Genomic DNA, 15,088 nt, shown 5'->3' with positions numbered 1-15,088 from the left:
CCCAGACGGCGACCGACGGGCGAGACGGCGATCGCGGCCGGCCTCACCCCGTTCCTGATCGGCGACGCCCTGAAGGCGGCCCTGGCGATGGGCGTGCTGCCCACGGCCTGGAAGCTCGTGCGGAAGTGACCTCTCACTCCGCGAGGTTGTGGTTCACGCGGAAGAGAGCGAAGCGGGGCGGGAGCGCTCACGCGCCCCCGCCCCGCTGTCACCGCTCCTTCACTCAGCCCTGCTGCTGCCGCGGCCGCCGCTGCGACCACCACAGTCCGGCGGCCCCCGCCGTCAGCAGCGCCGCGCCCGTCAGACCCAGCGGCAGGACGTCCCGCCCGATACCGGTCTTGGGCAGTTCGTCGCCGCCGGGCGCCACCGGCTTGTTGTCGGTGCCGAGCAGCAGCGGGGTGGCCGGGGCGTTCGGCGACGGGTTCGTCGTACCGAACGGAACCGGGCCCTGCTGCCAGTACGTCTTCTTCCCGTCACCGGTCTGCACGGGCAGACAGATCTTTCCGGTCTTGCCCAGGTCGAACGTCGCATCGACCGCGTACGACTTCGACTTGCCGGCCGCGAGATTGTCGATGGGGCAGGAGAAGCCGCTGTTCGAGCCCTCCGGCAGATTCTCTTCGTCGATCGGAGAACAGCCTTGAACGTTCTTGACCGTCAGGCCGTCGAAACCGACGACCAAAATCTGGATCTTTCCACTGTCCTTGGTCCCCTCGTTCTTCACCGTGGCGGTAATCGCCGTCTTTTGCGAACTGTTGTCGACCGAGATCTTCTCGGGCAGCAGCGTGGTCAGCTCCACGCCCGCCGGTGCCTCGTCGACGGCCTTTCCCCCCTTGCTGCTTCCAGGTCCCTGGTCGTCCGCGCCGGCGGTGCTGGAAAGGATCATCACGGCCGAGAAAGATGCCGCGACCAGCGATCCGGCGATCGTCGTCGTGCGACGAGAACTCATGTTCGCCCCCCTTGGCTGCGCCTGAATTCACAGTACTTGAAGAGGTACCACAAGATTTCTCCGCACTATGCTGGTAGAGCACGAAGTGTGACCATTGTGTTTCAGTAGGGGCGTTGCCGGGGTCGTGGAGATCGTGGGGATCGCCGAGGGGGTGCAGCGGATTGCCGGGGAATACGGGAGACACGAGGAGCGGCGGGGTTCCAGGGTTACTGGTGACGGGGCGCTATCGACTGGTCGAAAGTATCGGGCAGGGGGGAATGGGGCGGGTGTGGCGAGCCGCCGACGAAATGCTCGACCGTCCGGTCGCCGTGAAGGAGATGCGCATAGACGGTCTCGACGCTGAGGACGCCCGCACCCGCCGTGAACGCACCCTGCGCGAGGCCAGGGCCACCGCCCGTATCGACCATCCCAACGTCGTGCGCGTGTACGACGTCGTGGACGAGGGCGAACGCCTGTGGATCGTCATGGAGTTGGTCGTCGGCCGCTCCCTCGAAGGCATGATCGCGGAGGAGGGACCGCTGGGCCCGCGCGAGACCGCCCGCTTCGGGCTGGGGCTGGTGGAGGCGCTGCGGCAGGTGCATGCGCGGGGCGTCCTGCACCGGGACATCAAGCCCGGCAATGTCCTGGTGGAGCACGGCGCGCGACGGATCGTGCTCACGGACTTCGGTATCGCCGCGATCCAGGACGCCAAGGCGCTCACCATGGTCGGCATGCTCGTCGGCTCGCCCGACTACATGGCCCCCGAGCGCGTCTCCGGCCGCCCGCAGGGCCCGCCGTCCGACGTGTGGTCACTGGGCGCGACCCTCTGCGCGGCCATGGGGGGCCGCTCCCCCTTCTCCCGCGACACCACGCTGGCGACGCTGCACGCGGTTCTCTACGAGGAGCCCGAACTCCCCTCCACGGCAGGTCCGTTGCGCGACATCCTGTCCGCCCTGCTGGAGAAGGACCCCTCGGTCCGCCCAAACCTGGACGACGTGGAAACGGCCCTGCACCCGGTCGCGTTCCCGGCACCGACACCGACCCTTCCGGTGGGGATGGCGGAGGCGGACCTGACGGCCCTACGGGAGGGGGCGGGGCCGGAGAGTCAGGAGAGCCCTGAGGGCACCGAGCCATACGGGAGCGCGGCGCGGGCCGCGCCCCGGTCGGAGCCCGCGCCCGGGCCTGCGTTCCTCCACGACGCGATTCCGCCGTCGCGCCCCGCCCCGCCGGAGGAAGAGCAACCGCCCACCCACGACTTCGGCCTGGGGCGTGCGCCCCTGCCCACCCCCACCGCCCGACCGGAAACCGCACCCGCATCCCCTGAGGAACACCCCCAACCACAGCCCGAAGTCCCCTCGACCCCCCCCGGACCCCCCACGCGCACCGCGTTCACCGGCCCCGCCGAATTCCCCCCGGTCCCCGAACCGGCCGACCCGGCCGCGCCCTCCGGGCCCCGTCACCCCACCGAGCCCTCCGGCTCCCGTCACCCCACCGAATCGCCCGCCGGCTCCCGTCACCCCACCGAAACCCCCGCCGGCTCCAGCCACCACACCGAAACCCCCGCGGCCCGACCTGCCGACCCCTCCACCGAGGCCGCCGCCTCCGGAACCCCCAACGCCGCCACGGAGGCCGCCTCCCCGCTCCGGTCGGACGTCCACTCCGCGCCTCCCGCAGGCAACCCGGCATCGCCCGGAGGCTCCCCGCCCCGCCGCACGGCCGTGTCGCTGTCCCGTGCCGAAGCGGTGACCGAGCGGCGACCGGCACCCGGGCCGGGTGGGGTGCCGCCGGGCGGGCTGCCGTGGCCGGGCGGGATGGCGCCCGGTGAGCTGCCCGGTCCCGTTGTTCCCGCCGCCCCACGGCGTGGTCCTCGCAGCCGTCGCCGTACGGGGCTCGTCGCCGCCGTGGGCGTGGTCGCCGCGGGGACCGTCGTCGCGATCGTCCTCGTCGCGAACCCCGGGTCGCCCGAGGACGACCGGGCGGGCTCCTCGACGTCCCCCACCGCATCCGCGACCACCCCGGACAACAGCCCGTCGTCCACCGTCGAGGGCACGTCCAGGCCGCGGACCCTGCCGCCGGGCGTGCACGAGGAGGCGGGCGGGTTCGCCTGGGCGACGCCCAGGGGCTGGCGGCGCGACGTGAAGACCGGCGCCGAGGTGCACTACACCTCCCCGGACGGGAGACAGGAACTCGCGGCCAAGTCGTCCCTCGCCCGCGGCGACCTGCTGGACACCTGGCAGACCTCGGAGGAGAACGCCCGCCAGGGCAAGGACTACAACAAGATCCGCCTGGAGAAGACGACGTTCCGCGGCCACGAGGCGGTCGTCTGGGAGTACACCTTCACGCTCGACGGCGTCTCCTGGCACGCCCGTCTGCTGGGCTTCAACGAGCGCGGAAAGTCGTACCAGATCAACACCTGGTACCAGCCGGACATCGAACAGGGTGCGCTCAAGATCTACGGCGAAGTGCGGGACAGCTTCACGATCCTCTGACCGAAGACATACGCAGAAAGACGGGCAGAGGGGCAGAAACACGGAGAGAGGCGCAGCGGGCCCGTGGCGCGCACGCACCACGGGCCCTTGCCGACCTACGTGGAGGTCGTACTAGTCACGCACCTTCACACCCGCCGACCGACCGCCCGCGACCTTCTCCTTCACCACGGCGATGACCAGCACGACCGCCGCGACCAGCAGCGACAGCAGCACGGTCTCGCGACCGTCGTGCTCCGTGTCGGTGAGCATGTAGCCGAGGACGAAGACGATCAGCGCGGCCGTCGCCCAGGTCAGGTAGGGGTAGAGCCACATCTTCACGACCAGCTTCTCCGGCGCCTCCGACTGGATGATCTTCCGCATCCGCAGCTGCGAGAAGCAGATGACCAGCCACACGAACAGGGCCACCGCGCCACTGGAGTTGACCAGGAAGAGGAAGACGGAGTCCGGGAACTTGTAGTTGAAGAAGACGGCCACGAAGCCGAACACGACCGACGCGACGATCGCCGTCATCGGCACACCACGGGACGTGGTCCGCGCGAAGGCCTTCGGCGCGTCGCCCCGCCGGCCGAGGGAGAAGGCCATGCGGGAGGCCGTGTAAAGGCCGGAGTTGAGGCAGGACAGCACCGAGGTCAGCACGATGAAGTTCATGATCTGACCGGCGTGCGCGATACCGAGGGAGTCGAGGGCGGCGACGTAGGAGCCGTTGTCGGCGATCGCCTTGTCGTCCCACGGGAGCAGGGTGACGACGACGAAGATCGACCCGAGGTAGAACACGCCGATACGCCAGATGATGCTGTTGGTCGACTTGGTGACGGCGCGCTGCGGGTCCTCGGACTCGCCCGCGGCCAGGGTCGCGATCTCGCTGCCCATGAAGGAGAAGACGACGAGCAGGACGCCGGTGAGGATGGCGCCGGGACCGTTGGGCAGGAAGCCGCCGTGGCCGGTGAGGTTGCCGAGCCCGGCCTTGTCACTGTCGACGCCCGGCAGCACGCCGAAGACCGCGAGTCCGCCGACGACGATGAACGCGCCGATGGCCACGACCTTGATGCCGGCGAACCAGAACTCGAACTCGCCGTAGGAGCCGACGGAGACGAGGTTGGTGGCGGTCAGCACCACCATCACGATGAGCGCCCAGCCCCACTGCGGGACGGCGGGCATCCACCCTTCGAGGATCTTGGCGCCGGCGGTGGCCTCCACGGCCAGCACGACCACCCAGAAGAACCAGTAGAGCCAGCCGATCGAGAACCCGGCCCAGCGGCCGAGGGCACGATCGGCGTGTGCGGAGAAGGAGCCGGAGGTGGGGTTGGCGGCGGACATCTCGCCGAGCATGCGCATCACGAGGACGACGAGCGTGCCGACGAGGGCGTACGACAGGAGGATGCCGGGTCCGGCGGTGGCGATGCCGGAGCTGGAACCGACGAACAGGCCGGCGCCGATGACACCACCGATGGCGATCATCGACAGATGACGGTTCTTGAGTCCTGCCTGGAGGCCGCCGCCGGGGTCGCCGGGGGCTCCTTGGGCGTGACCGTCCTTGGGAAGGGTCGGCTGCGTGGTCATGGACGGAATTCCTTTGCGCCGGGTGAGCTGTTTCCCGTACGACCGGCGTACGGATCGGACCAGTGAATCGGAGGCAAATGGATTCGTGAACCTTTGAATCCAGATCGTTACATGCGGTCTGCTTGAGGTTCTGTGGTTCGCCTCGCGGTTTTCTTGGTCAGCCCCCGGCGCTGCTCCCCCGGAACGGCCGTGTCACACTCGGACCATGCGCGTGTATCTCGGCTCCGACCATGCCGGCTTCGAACTCAAGAACCACCTCGTCGAGTGGCTCAAGGCGGCCGGCCACGACCCCGTGGACTGCGGTCCGCACATCTACGACGCCCAGGACGACTACCCGCCGTTCTGCCTCCGCGCCGCGGAGCGGACGGCCGCGGACAAGGACGCTCTGGGGATCGTGATCGGCGGCTCCGGCAACGGCGAGCAGATCGCGGCGAACAAGGTGAAGGGCGTGCGTGCGGCGCTGGCCTGGAGCGAGGAGACCGCCTCGCTCGGCCGGCAGCACAACAACGCCAATGTCGTCGCGGTGGGCGCGCGCATGCACACCCAGGAGGAGGCGACGAAGTTCGTCGAGACCTTCCTGAACACCCCGTTCTCGGGTGACGAGCGTCATGTCCGCCGTATCGACATGCTGGCGGACTACGAGACGACGGGCGACCTGCCGCCGATTCCGGCGCACCACCCGCAGCAGTAGTCGGTTTCGAGACCCGCCCGTCAGCTGAACGAGACGGGCGGGTGGGTGGGAAAGGACGACGCCAGGTGCCAGAGGGGCACACGATTCACCGGCTCGCGCAGGACTACGCCACCGCCTTCGCGGGCGCGGCAGCGCACGTGACCAGTCCCCAGGGCAAGTTCACCGACGCCGCCGCCCTCCTCGACGGCACCCCCCTGCACACCGCCGACGCCCACGGGAAGCACCTGTTCCTCGGCTTCGGGGACGCCGACTGGATCCACATCCACCTCGGCCTCTTCGGCAAGGTCACCTTCGGCCCGGCCCCCGCGCCCCCGCCCACGGACACCGTCCGGCTCCGCCTCGCCAACGACACGTCGTACGTGGATCTGCGCGGCCCCACCACCTGCGCCCTGATCACGGACGGCGAGAAGCGGGCGATACACGACCGGCTCGGCCCGGACCCGCTCCGTCCCGACGCCGACCCGCGGGCGGCCTACCGGCGGATCTCCCGCAGCCGTACGACGATCGCCGCCCTGCTGATGGACCAGAAGGTCCTCGCGGGCGTCGGCAACGTCTACCGCGCCGAGGTCCTCTTCCGGCACCGCATCGACCCGTACCGGGCGGGCAAGGACCTCGACGCGGCCGAGTGGGACGCGATCTGGGCCGACCTGGTCGAGCTGATGCGCGAGGGCGTCCGCAACAACCGCATCGACACGGTCCGCCCGGAACACACTCCGGAGGCCATGGGCCGCCCGCCGCGCGTCGACGACCACGGCGGCGAGGTGTACGTGTACCGCAGGGCGAACCTGCCCTGCCACATCTGTGGCGGCGAGATCCGCACCGCCGGTCTCGCCGCCCGCAACCTCTTCTGGTGCCCGGCCTGCCAACAGGGGTGACGTGGACTCAGAAGCCGTGCGGCAGCCAGGGCGCCACCGTGGACCCGAACCCCACCGCCGCCTCTGCCAGCGCGCCCTGCCGCAGCTCCCGCACCCGGCCGGCCGCGCCCAGCGCCCCAAGGCTCACGCCGCCGAGGTAGGCGGCCCCCAACTCCCGTACGGACAGGGAAAGATCCGCCGTGTCCCGGGTCCGTTCGCAGGACGCCCCCTTCGTGTCCCCCGTCAGGCGCCAACGCCCCTCGTTCCAGGGGCAGAAGGCATCCTCCACCTCGAACACGACATCCACCGGCGCCTGGTACTTCCGCGCCTCCAGCGCGGCCCCCACGTCCACCAGCCGTACGTGCAGTGAGTCCCGCACCAGCAGCGAGCAGCGCCGGACGTCGGACACCAGGTACTGCCACGGCTCGTCGACCGGCCGCCGCCGCGCGTCGATCGCCGACGTCAGGTCGATGTCGGACAGGAACCGCCACAGCGCCGCGTGCGCGACCGCGTCCAGCGCGTCCACGTCCTGCGTCACCACCGTGCCCTTGGGGCCCGCCGCCTCCCAGTCCGCCTTGATCCGGTAGCGCGCGTACCCGACGACCTCCCCGTCCCGCTCCGCCACCACGCACTGCAGCGGCGACGCACCCTCCCGGCTGTTCTCCGGGTCCAGCAGCCACAGCTGCTCCCAGCCCGGAGTGCGCGCCACCATCCCCGGCCGCCGGGGTACGAGTCGTGCGTACACCGCCTCGCATGCGTCGATCGCCTCGGCGGGCTCCGCGTACCGCAGCCGTACGTCATCGGTACCGGGCGGCACCGTCAGCCGTACGCGGCTGGTGTCGATCACGGCGTTGACGTGGTACGTCGCGATGCCGTACCCGAACCGCCCGTAGATCCCCGGTTCGGAGGCCGTCAGCACGGCCAGCGGCTCGCCCCAGGACCGTACGTCGTCCAACTGCCGCCGCATCATGGACGTCAGCACGCCGCGCCGCCGGTGCGTGGCCGCCACGCCGACCATGGTGACGCCCGCGGCGGGCACCGAGGCCCCGCCGGGTACGGTCAGCCGGAAGCTGAACGCCCCCGCCGTGCCCACGCACGCGGCACCGTCCCAGACGCCGAGGGAGCGCTCCGTCTCGGTGAGTTCGCGCAGCAGCGCCCGCTCCGCGGCCGGCTCCGGGACCCCGCCGAAGGCGCGGAGCAGGCTGTCGTACCACTCGTCCCATTCGTCCTGACGTAGCACCCTCAGATCAGTCCCCATACTCCATGCCTACCAGGGCATTGCGGGACGAGCCAGGGAATTTCTCCCTGGCGGCCGCGCGACGGCTTTCAGTGAAGTTCACTGTGAAGTTGAGCCTCGGACGGGGGACAAGTGGGACCTCCCGTGCCAAGCAGCTGGTCCGATGGATAGGGTCCCGAACTAATGGCAGCAGGACGAGAACGGCGCGCAGCGGCCGAGACGTTCACGGCCCGGTTGAAGATGCAGTGGCACCGGGTCCGCGTCGGCCTGCGCAGAAGCGCCGTGGACTACTTCCGCGGGGACGGCTCGGACTGGGTCGCGCTGGCCGGCCTGCTCATCACCATCCCGCTGATCGCCGCCACGACGCTCGCCAACTCGGTGTGGTGTTCCCCGGCCGCGCTGGTCCTCCCGATCGTCGCGGGCGGCCTGCTGCTGCGCCCGGCGAGCCTGCTCGGCCTGTACGCCGCCGCGGCGACGGCGCTGATCGTGGAGTCGGTGCAGCTGGGCCCGTACACCGAGGGCCCTTCCCGGGTCACCCCGGGCGTGGTGCTCGTCGTCGCCGCCTGCGGGTTCTTCGGTCTGCTGATCGCCCAGTTCCGCAGCCGGGTCGGCGTGCCCTGGCGGCGCGGCGGCACGATGCTGTTCGACCTGCGCGAACGCATCCGGGTACAGAGCAAGCTCCCCAAGCTGCCGCAGGGCTGGCACCGGGAGATGGCGCTGCGGCCGGCGGGGGGCCAGTCCTTCTCCGGCGACTTCGTGGTCGCGGCCCGGACGAACGGCGGCCGCACGCTCGAGGTCGTCCTGACGGACGTGTCCGGCAAGGGCATGGACGCGGGCTCGCGCGCCCTGCTCCTGTCGGGCGCCTTCGGCGGCCTGCTGGGCTCGCTGCCCCCGCACGCCTTCCTCCCGGCGGCGAACGGCTATCTGCTCCGCCAGGACTGGGACGAGGGCTTCGCGACCTCGATCCACCTGGTCCTCGACGTGGACTCCGGCGACTACGAGCTCTACTCCGCCGGCCATCCGCCGGGCCTGCAGCTCAGCGCGGGCAGCGGCCGCTGGGAGGAGAAGGCGGCAGAGGGCCCGCTGCTGGGTGTGTACGACGGCGCGCAGTTCGACCCCGTGAAGGGCTCGCTCCGCCCGGGTGACGTGTTGATGCTGTTCACAGACGGTCTGGTGGAAACGTCCGATCGCGACATAGTCGAGGGCATCGACCGTCTCACAGGCGAGGCCGACCGCTACGTCGCCGGCGGCTTCCACGGGGCCGCCTGGCACCTGATCGAGGCGGTGGCGAGGGACGTCAACGACGACCGCGCACTGCTCCTGATCTGCCGGGAAGGGCCGACCGCCATGGCGGCGGCACGCTAGGCCCTGTCGTCTCCTTCCCGCCTGCCGCGCGACGCCATGCACGCTCCCCCACTGCCTTCAGGGCGTGGGAGGTGCCCCCACTCGCCGCACCGGGGCCCTTGCCCTCGTACATCCAGTACGAGGGACACTGGACGGGTGACCGAGACCTCTCGAAGCCCCTTGACCCTGGCCGCAGTAGAGGCCGCTGCCCGCGCCGCGCACGAGGGGCAGACCGACAAGGCCGGACGGCCGTACGCCGAACACCTCCAGGCCGTCGCGGAGGGCGTACGGGCCCGCGCCGGAGACGAGGAGCAGATCGCGGCCGCCTGGCTGCACGACGCCGTCGAGGACGACGCGCTCTCCGCCCGGTGGCTGCACGAGGCCGCGCTGAGCCGCCGTACCAAGGACATCGTGCTCGCGGTCACCAAGCGGGCCGGGGAGCCGCCCGAGGTGTACGCCGCGCGCATCCTCGCCACGCCCGGCGCGCTGCTCGTGAAGGAGGCGGACCTGGCGCACAACGCGGACCCGGCGCGCCTCGCGGTCCTCGACGAGGCAACCCGCACACGACTGACCGAGAAGTACGCCCGGATGCGCGCACTTCTCGGTCTGGCCGGTGACTGAAACCGGCTACGCCGGAACCTTCTCGCGGTGCTCGCGGTGCTCGCGCTCCCGGGCCAGTTCGGCCGCGTCCCGCTTGAAGGCCCACTCCATGCTCGGCTCCATCGCGAACCGGAAGATCCGCTGCACGGGCCGGGTGCACAGCAGCGTGACGACGGCGGCCGCGACGAGCGTGAGGAAGATCTCGCCGAGGGGCCGGTGCAGCGCGGGGTGGTCGAACCAGCCCGCGTAGTCGCCGCCCTTGATCAGGAAGCCGTGCAGCAGATAGCCGTACAGCGTGCCCGCGCCGAGCGCGGTGAACCACATGTGCCGGCCGGGCACCCAGGCGAAGAAGCACGCGGTCAGCAGCAGCGAGCAGCCGAACATCGCGAGCACCATGACCGGGCCCGCCCACCACGGCGCGCCCAACTCCTGCGCGGCATCACGATGGTAGAACCACGCCGTGTTCATGCGCGGCACCGCCCACCAGCCGACCGCCAGCGCGGCCGCGAAGACGGGCACCGCCACGATCCGCGCCGAACGCCGGCGCACCAGCCGGAAGTGTTCGGGCTTCAGGCACAGGCCGAGCACGAAGTACGGCAGGAACTGCAGTACCCGTTGCAGATCCAGGTCGTTGCCGATGTCCGGGGTGACGGACGCCAGCATCGCGATGCCCAGCGCGAGCGGAAGCGGATGGCGCACCAGCTTCCAGATGGGGGTGGTCAGCCGCCAGACGAACAGCGCGCACAGGAACCATGTCAGGTACCAGGGGTCGAGGAGGCTGATCTCCGGGTTCCGGGCGTCCGTGATGGCGCCCTTGAAGAGCGAGTAGCCGGCCTCGAACAGGACGTACGGCACGGCGACGCCGGTGACCAGCCGCTTGAGCCGGTCGGGGCGCATGTCGAAGCTGCGCGAGAAGAAGCCGGAGATGATGATGAACGCCGGCATGTGGAACGTGTACACCGCCGTGTACACGCCTTCCACGATCCGGCTGTCGCCCTTGAGCGGCTCCCAGGAGTGGGCCATCGCCACCAGCACGATCGCCAGGTACTTGGCGTTGTCGAAGAAGGCGTCGCGCTGCTTGGGCCGCGCACCGTCTCGTTCGCCCTGCTTGTTCGGTCTGTTCCGATCGTCCCGGAACGAGCGAGGACTCGGCACTCCGTCCGACGGCGACTGTGCCGGGGGGAGTGGCGCTCGGTCGGGGCCGTGCGGTCGCAGCGAGTTCGAGGCGGCGTGGAACATCTGAGGCACCCTAGCGTTCACTTGCGTTTCCGTAAAACGCTCGACGTCATTCCTGCTTATCCGCTTCGCCTACCCGCGATTTGGCGAAGTCGGCTTCCTTGTCCGCGTGATGGCCGACACATCTCACGGAAGTCGCCGGTGCCCGCATATGCACTCTGATTGTCACGATTCATCCCGACTAAATGGTGCATTAAGTAACCAGTCCGACGGGCCTGCATGTCGTCACGATGAAGCCGGGGCAACAATTCGAAATCGCTGCGAACACGTTGTGTGGACACGGAAACGATCCCGGTGAATTGCCCGTGCGGGTGCACCGTCGAATTACTGTGCGGGGCACGGTCGGTGGGCCGGTGGCGCGCGGGCGCGGGCGCGCGGATCCGGACGGACAGGGTCAACGATGCGTCACGCGTCGCATATGCGAGCCGCGTTGGTGGCACGATGGTTCTGGCGGGGGTGCACGGGGTTGCATCCCCGGGCCGGGAGAGCGGACCGACCGAGGGTGTGATCAGTTGTGGCCATTTCACTGTCAGTGGTGCTGCTGTTGGGGATCATCCTGGTGGTGTTGATGCGAGGGGGAACGATCAAGGCCGGCCCCGCCATCGTCGCGGTGCTCTTCGGCTTCTTCCTCGCCTCGACCGGCATGGCCGACGACATCCAGCGGTTCCTGGACTCGATAGCCGAGACGATCAACTCGATCCAGTTCTAGCCGCTTCCGGGTCCGGCTCCCCGGGGGCGAAACCACACAAAGGCCTCCGGCCCGATCCCTGGAGGGACCGGGCCGGAGGCCTTTCGGAGCGGGCGACGGGAATCGAACCCGCGTAGCTAGTGTGGAAGATCGCGTACGCGGACCGGGCTTGACCTGGCGACTCGCTGACGTGCGGGTTCCCGGTTCGCTCCCCGGTGTTCCCCGCTACTCCCCGCCGGTCGCCACCTGATCGGGCACGCGAGAGGCACGGACCGCACTTCGTGCTCTCCGCCGCGCGCTCTACGGCTCGCCCCACTCGGGAACGCACATCATGCGGTGGGCCGGCACGACGGGTTCGCTCGGTAGCGGATCGATTCCACGGACCCGTACGGCCACGATATCCGTGGGGATGGGGGATCGGTCCGGAACCCTCGTCAAACGCCACCGGAAGGCCTCTGGGACGTCCTTGGCGGGCAACTCGACCATGGCGAGGCTGACCCACCGGTCGTAATTGGTCGGACATATGCGGATCAAGGCACCACATTCTGAGCAAACTGGCGGCTCGATCCATGTCACGTCGTCAGGGTCGTGGTCCGGTCTGGGCGCGGCTGTGGCTCCGTCGGCTTCGGCCATCTCGTTGGCGAGGATGTTCCAACACCGCTCGCAGAGGCGCGCCATGAGGCGGAACCGTCCGCGCTCACACACAGTGAGGTTGGTCTCCTCGCAGCGATCGCATACGAACTGGTCACGATCCTGAATCGCCCCCATGCGTTTGAGTGTGAGCGAACCTGAGCGGGTCGTAGTAGCTCGCGATTTGGCCTCATTTGGCGATTACGTACCCACGGTGACGACAACGGGCAGGTCCCACCTCGGCAGCGGCGCGAGTCCTTAGGATGGCGGGCGGGGCGGAGCTGTAGCGCAGAGGTCGTCGCGCGCGGTCTCCAAAATCGCGAGGACGCCGGTTCGAATCCGGCCGGTTCTGCCTTCTCGTCTATCCGGCGTGGCTGCCGTGTGCCAGCCGGTACTGCTGTCGGTTCGGCGTGGGGCCCACAGCGCTTCGTCTCCTCTTCGAGATCGATGCGCCGTCAAGGTGCTCGTGGTACCTGTCCCTGAGTTCAAAATGATCAGGGCCAGGCGGAGGAAAGATCCTCTGGCCTGGCCCTGATTTGTTTGGAGCGGGCGACGGGAATCGAACCCGCGTAGCTAGTTTGGAAGACTAGGGCTCTACCATTGAGCTACGCCCGCGTAGGACGCGCCGCGGACCGGATGATCGCGGCGGCACTGCAGGCATCGTAGCGGGTCGTCCCCCCTCATCGCACACCCCGTGTCCCGCCCGCACCGGCACGGGCGGCGGTGCTCGCGAAATGCGGCGGCCACGCTGCCTGTGGGCATGTACCCTACGTGTCGCACACCAGACGGGGTGTGGCGCAGCTTGGTAGCGCGTCCGCTTTGGGAGCGGAAGGCCGTGGGTTCAAATCCCGCCACCCCGACCACTGCCCTGCGTCCCCCGGCCGCCGGCCTTCCCGGGGGCGTCGGCCGTCCGTCATCGACCGTCACCGGTCGCCGACCGGCCGTCACCGGCCACTCGCGCGACCATCCCGCGTGATCGCCTTTGGGGCGTGTCGTCGCTGCCGTTACTATGCAAGCTGCACGCCCGTGTGTCTCATCCTCTGAAGTCCTCCGGGCGGCGAAATCCGCCGGACCACTCTGGCTCCGGCAGAAACCAAGAAGTCAGCCACAAGGAGACCGAACCGTGAAGAGCGCCGTGGAGACCCTGAACCCGACCCGGGTTCGGCTCACTGTCGAGGTGCCCTTCGAGGAGCTCAAGGACAGCCTCGACGCGGCGTACAAGAAGATCAACCAGCAGGTCACGGTGAAGGGCTTCCGGAAGGGCAAGATCCCGGCGCGGGTCATCGACCAGCGGTTCGGCCGCGGTGCGGTCCTGGAGGAGGCGGTCAACGACGCGCTTCCGAAGTTCTACACCGAGGCGGTCAACGAGGCCGAGCTCAACGTCCTGGGCCAGCCCGAGGTCGACATCACCGAGCTGAAGGACGGCGAGACGCTGAACTTCACCGCCGAGGTCGACGTCCGCCCGGCCATCGAGATCCCGGACTACTCCGGCATCGAGGTCGAGGTCGACGCCGTCGAGGTCAGTGACGAGGACGTCGAGAAGTCGGTCGAGCAGCTCCGTGAGCGCTTCGCCTCCACCTCCCCGGTCGAGCGGGCCGCCGGGGACGGCGACGTCGTCACCATCGACCTGGAGGCCAAGGTCGACGGTGAGGTCCTCGAGGACGGCATCGCCAGCGGTGTCTCCTACACCATCGGCTCCGGCGAGCTCCTCGACGGCATCGACGACGCCGTGAAGGGTGTGGAGGCCGGTGGCGAGGCCACCTTCACCTCCGAGCTCAAGGGCGGCTCGGCGGCCGGCAAGGAGGCCGAGGTCACCGTCAAGGTCACCCAGGTCGCCGCACGCGAACTGCCCGAGCTGGACGACGAGTTCGCGCAGCTCGCCTCCGAGTTCGACACCCTCGACGAGCTGAAGGCCGACAGCCGCAAGCGCCTCGAGAACATGAAGCAGTACGACCAGGCCACGCAGGCCCAGGAGCGCGTCCTGGAGAAGCTGCTCGAGCTGGTCGAGGTCCCGGTCCCCGAGAAGCTGCTCGAGGACGAGATCAACACCCGTAAGCACAACCTCGAGCACCACCAGCTCGGCCAGATGGGCCTCGACCTCGCGAAGTACCTGGAGATCCAGGGCAAGACCGAGGAGGCGTTCGAGACCGAGACCCGTGAGGCCGCGGTCAAGGGCATCAAGACCCAGTTCGTGCTCGACGAGCTCGTCAAGCAGGAGAAGCTCAACGTCAACCAGGAGGAGCTCACCGAGCACCTCATGCGGCGCGCGGCCTCCTCCGGCATGTCCCCCGACCAGTTCGCCCAGGCGGTCGTCGAGGGCGGCCAGGTTCCGCTGCTGGTCGGCGAGGTCGCCCGCGGCAAGGCCCTGGCCGTCGTGGTCGAGGCCGCCACGGTCAAGGACACCAACGGCGAGATCATCGACCTCGACGACGAGGAGGACGAGACGGCCGAGACCGTCGAGGCCGCCTCCGAGGAGACCCCGGCCGAGTCCGCCGAGGAGAAGACCGAGGACTGAGCCCGCGGCGCTTTGTAGGTACGTACGAGACGGGCCCTGGGTCACTGAAGACCCAGGGCCCGTCCGCCTACCCCAGGGGCGCGGCGGTATGCAATATGCGGCTCCGCCGCGCCGGCGCGACCGCCACACGCGACCGCAGCCGCTCGCGACGGAACGCGCCCACTCCGCTACGCCCCCGGCGAACACTCCCCTCTGCGGGATTCCCCGAAGGGACCAGCGCGTTAGGGTCCATGAATACGGGGCAGGGAACTCGGCGAACCGCCGGAGGCCCCCCGCAGGGAAACGTGAGACGGCCCGGCGCCGTCGTAAGACGAGCAGG

The 15,088-nt window shown here is 69.5% G+C and carries 12 protein-coding genes, 3 tRNA genes and 1 pseudogene; 10 read left to right on the top strand and 6 right to left on the bottom strand.

What is annotated here, in order from left to right; genetic code table 11:
* Positions 1-27 precede the first annotated feature (27 nt).
* Positions 28-129 (top strand): annotated as a pseudogene (locus ACZ562_RS13825) (biotin transporter BioY); the annotation flags it as partial.
* A gap of 94 nt (positions 130-223) precedes the next feature.
* Here ACZ562_RS13825 and ACZ562_RS13820 read toward each other — a convergent pair.
* On the bottom strand, positions 224-946 hold the full coding sequence (locus ACZ562_RS13820) for a hypothetical protein (protein WP_471177662.1): 723 nt from the start codon (positions 944-946) through the stop codon (positions 224-226).
* A 257-nt stretch (positions 947-1,203) separates the two neighbouring features.
* On the opposite strand from ACZ562_RS13820, the gene ACZ562_RS13815 reads away from it, so the two are divergent.
* Complete coding sequence (locus tag ACZ562_RS13815) at positions 1,204-3,414, top strand: serine/threonine-protein kinase (RefSeq protein ID WP_471177884.1); 2,211 nt, start codon at positions 1,204-1,206, stop codon at positions 3,412-3,414.
* Between the two features lie 111 nt (positions 3,415-3,525).
* Here the strand turns inward: ACZ562_RS13815 and ACZ562_RS13810 are convergent, their stop codons facing one another.
* Complete coding sequence (locus tag ACZ562_RS13810; RefSeq protein WP_471177660.1) at positions 3,526-4,974, bottom strand: amino acid permease; 1,449 nt, start codon at positions 4,972-4,974, stop codon at positions 3,526-3,528.
* A gap of 205 nt (positions 4,975-5,179) precedes the next feature.
* Here ACZ562_RS13810 and ACZ562_RS13805 point away from each other — a divergent pair, with 205 nt between their 5' ends.
* The gene (locus tag ACZ562_RS13805; RefSeq protein WP_471177657.1) at positions 5,180-5,665 is read left to right on the top strand and encodes a ribose-5-phosphate isomerase; all 486 of its coding nucleotides are present in this window, start codon (positions 5,180-5,182) and stop codon (positions 5,663-5,665) included.
* 65 nt (positions 5,666-5,730) lie between these two features.
* Positions 5,731-6,540, top strand: coding sequence for an Fpg/Nei family DNA glycosylase (locus tag ACZ562_RS13800; RefSeq protein WP_471177654.1), 810 nt, complete (start codon positions 5,731-5,733; stop codon positions 6,538-6,540).
* Positions 6,541-6,547: 7 nt separating this feature from the next.
* Here ACZ562_RS13800 and ACZ562_RS13795 read toward each other — a convergent pair whose 3' ends face one another.
* The gene (locus tag ACZ562_RS13795; protein ID WP_471177651.1) at positions 6,548-7,777 is read right to left on the bottom strand and encodes a GNAT family N-acetyltransferase; all 1,230 of its coding nucleotides are present in this window, start codon (positions 7,775-7,777) and stop codon (positions 6,548-6,550) included.
* A gap of 162 nt (positions 7,778-7,939) precedes the next feature.
* Between ACZ562_RS13795 and ACZ562_RS13790 the strand changes: the two genes are divergently transcribed.
* Both ACZ562_RS13790 and ACZ562_RS13785 read left to right on the top strand, forming a co-directional pair.
* Entirely contained in the window at positions 7,940-9,121 is a 1,182-nt protein-coding gene (locus tag ACZ562_RS13790; protein ID WP_471177648.1) for a PP2C family protein-serine/threonine phosphatase, read from the top strand.
* 135 nt (positions 9,122-9,256) lie between these two features.
* Positions 9,257-9,721: an HD domain-containing protein gene (locus tag ACZ562_RS13785; RefSeq protein ID WP_471177645.1), complete on the top strand. Its 465-nt coding sequence runs from the start codon at positions 9,257-9,259 to the stop codon at positions 9,719-9,721.
* A gap of 6 nt (positions 9,722-9,727) precedes the next feature.
* On the opposite strand, the gene ACZ562_RS13780 is transcribed toward ACZ562_RS13785, so the two are convergent.
* Positions 9,728-10,855 carry an acyltransferase family protein gene (locus ACZ562_RS13780; protein WP_471177642.1) on the bottom strand — a complete coding sequence of 376 codons (1,128 nt, stop codon included), beginning with the start codon at positions 10,853-10,855 and terminating at the stop codon, positions 9,728-9,730.
* A 595-nt stretch (positions 10,856-11,450) separates the two neighbouring features.
* Between ACZ562_RS13780 and ACZ562_RS13775 the strand changes: the two genes are divergently transcribed.
* Positions 11,451-11,645, top strand: a complete 195-nt coding sequence (locus tag ACZ562_RS13775; protein WP_125192859.1) for a hypothetical protein — start codon at positions 11,451-11,453, stop codon at positions 11,643-11,645.
* 279 nt (positions 11,646-11,924) lie between these two features.
* On the opposite strand, the gene ACZ562_RS13770 is transcribed toward ACZ562_RS13775, so the two are convergent.
* Positions 11,925-12,257, bottom strand: a complete 333-nt coding sequence (locus ACZ562_RS13770) for a DUF6083 domain-containing protein (protein ID WP_471177881.1) — start codon at positions 12,255-12,257, stop codon at positions 11,925-11,927.
* A gap of 274 nt (positions 12,258-12,531) precedes the next feature.
* Between ACZ562_RS13770 and ACZ562_RS13765 the strand changes: the two genes are divergently transcribed.
* Positions 12,532-12,606, top strand: a tRNA-Trp gene (locus tag ACZ562_RS13765).
* A 189-nt stretch (positions 12,607-12,795) separates the two neighbouring features.
* Here ACZ562_RS13765 and ACZ562_RS13760 read toward each other — a convergent pair.
* Positions 12,796-12,869: transfer RNA gene (locus ACZ562_RS13760), tRNA-Gly, on the bottom strand.
* A gap of 171 nt (positions 12,870-13,040) precedes the next feature.
* Here ACZ562_RS13760 and ACZ562_RS13755 point away from each other — a divergent pair.
* Positions 13,041-13,117: transfer RNA gene (locus tag ACZ562_RS13755), tRNA-Pro, on the top strand.
* A 260-nt stretch (positions 13,118-13,377) separates the two neighbouring features.
* Complete coding sequence (gene tig, locus ACZ562_RS13750) at positions 13,378-14,769, top strand: trigger factor (protein WP_471177639.1); 1,392 nt, start codon at positions 13,378-13,380, stop codon at positions 14,767-14,769.
* Positions 14,770-15,088 lie beyond the last annotated feature (319 nt).

The sequence above is a fragment of the Streptomyces sp. NPDC040410 genome, assembly GCF_055595715.1.
This window is presented reverse-complemented; position numbering and strand designations above follow the sequence as displayed.

What these genes read in the sequence shown, in the direction of transcription:
- ACZ562_RS13820 (WP_471177662.1), bottom strand. Translation starts at nt 946, where the DNA reads ATGAGTTCTCGTCGCACGACGACGATCGCCGGATCGCTGGTCGCGGCA.
- ACZ562_RS13815 (WP_471177884.1), top strand. Translation starts at nt 1,204, where the DNA reads ATGGGGCGGGTGTGGCGAGCCGCCGACGAAATGCTCGACCGTCCGGTC.
- ACZ562_RS13810 (WP_471177660.1), bottom strand. Translation starts at nt 4,974, where the DNA reads ATGACCACGCAGCCGACCCTTCCCAAGGACGGTCACGCCCAAGGAGCC.
- ACZ562_RS13805 (WP_471177657.1), top strand. Translation starts at nt 5,180, where the DNA reads ATGCGCGTGTATCTCGGCTCCGACCATGCCGGCTTCGAACTCAAGAAC.
- ACZ562_RS13795 (WP_471177651.1), bottom strand. Translation starts at nt 7,777, where the DNA reads ATGGGGACTGATCTGAGGGTGCTACGTCAGGACGAATGGGACGAGTGG.
- ACZ562_RS13790 (WP_471177648.1), top strand. Translation starts at nt 7,940, where the DNA reads ATGGCAGCAGGACGAGAACGGCGCGCAGCGGCCGAGACGTTCACGGCC.
- ACZ562_RS13770 (WP_471177881.1), bottom strand. Translation starts at nt 12,257, where the DNA reads ATGGCCGAAGCCGACGGAGCCACAGCCGCGCCCAGACCGGACCACGAC.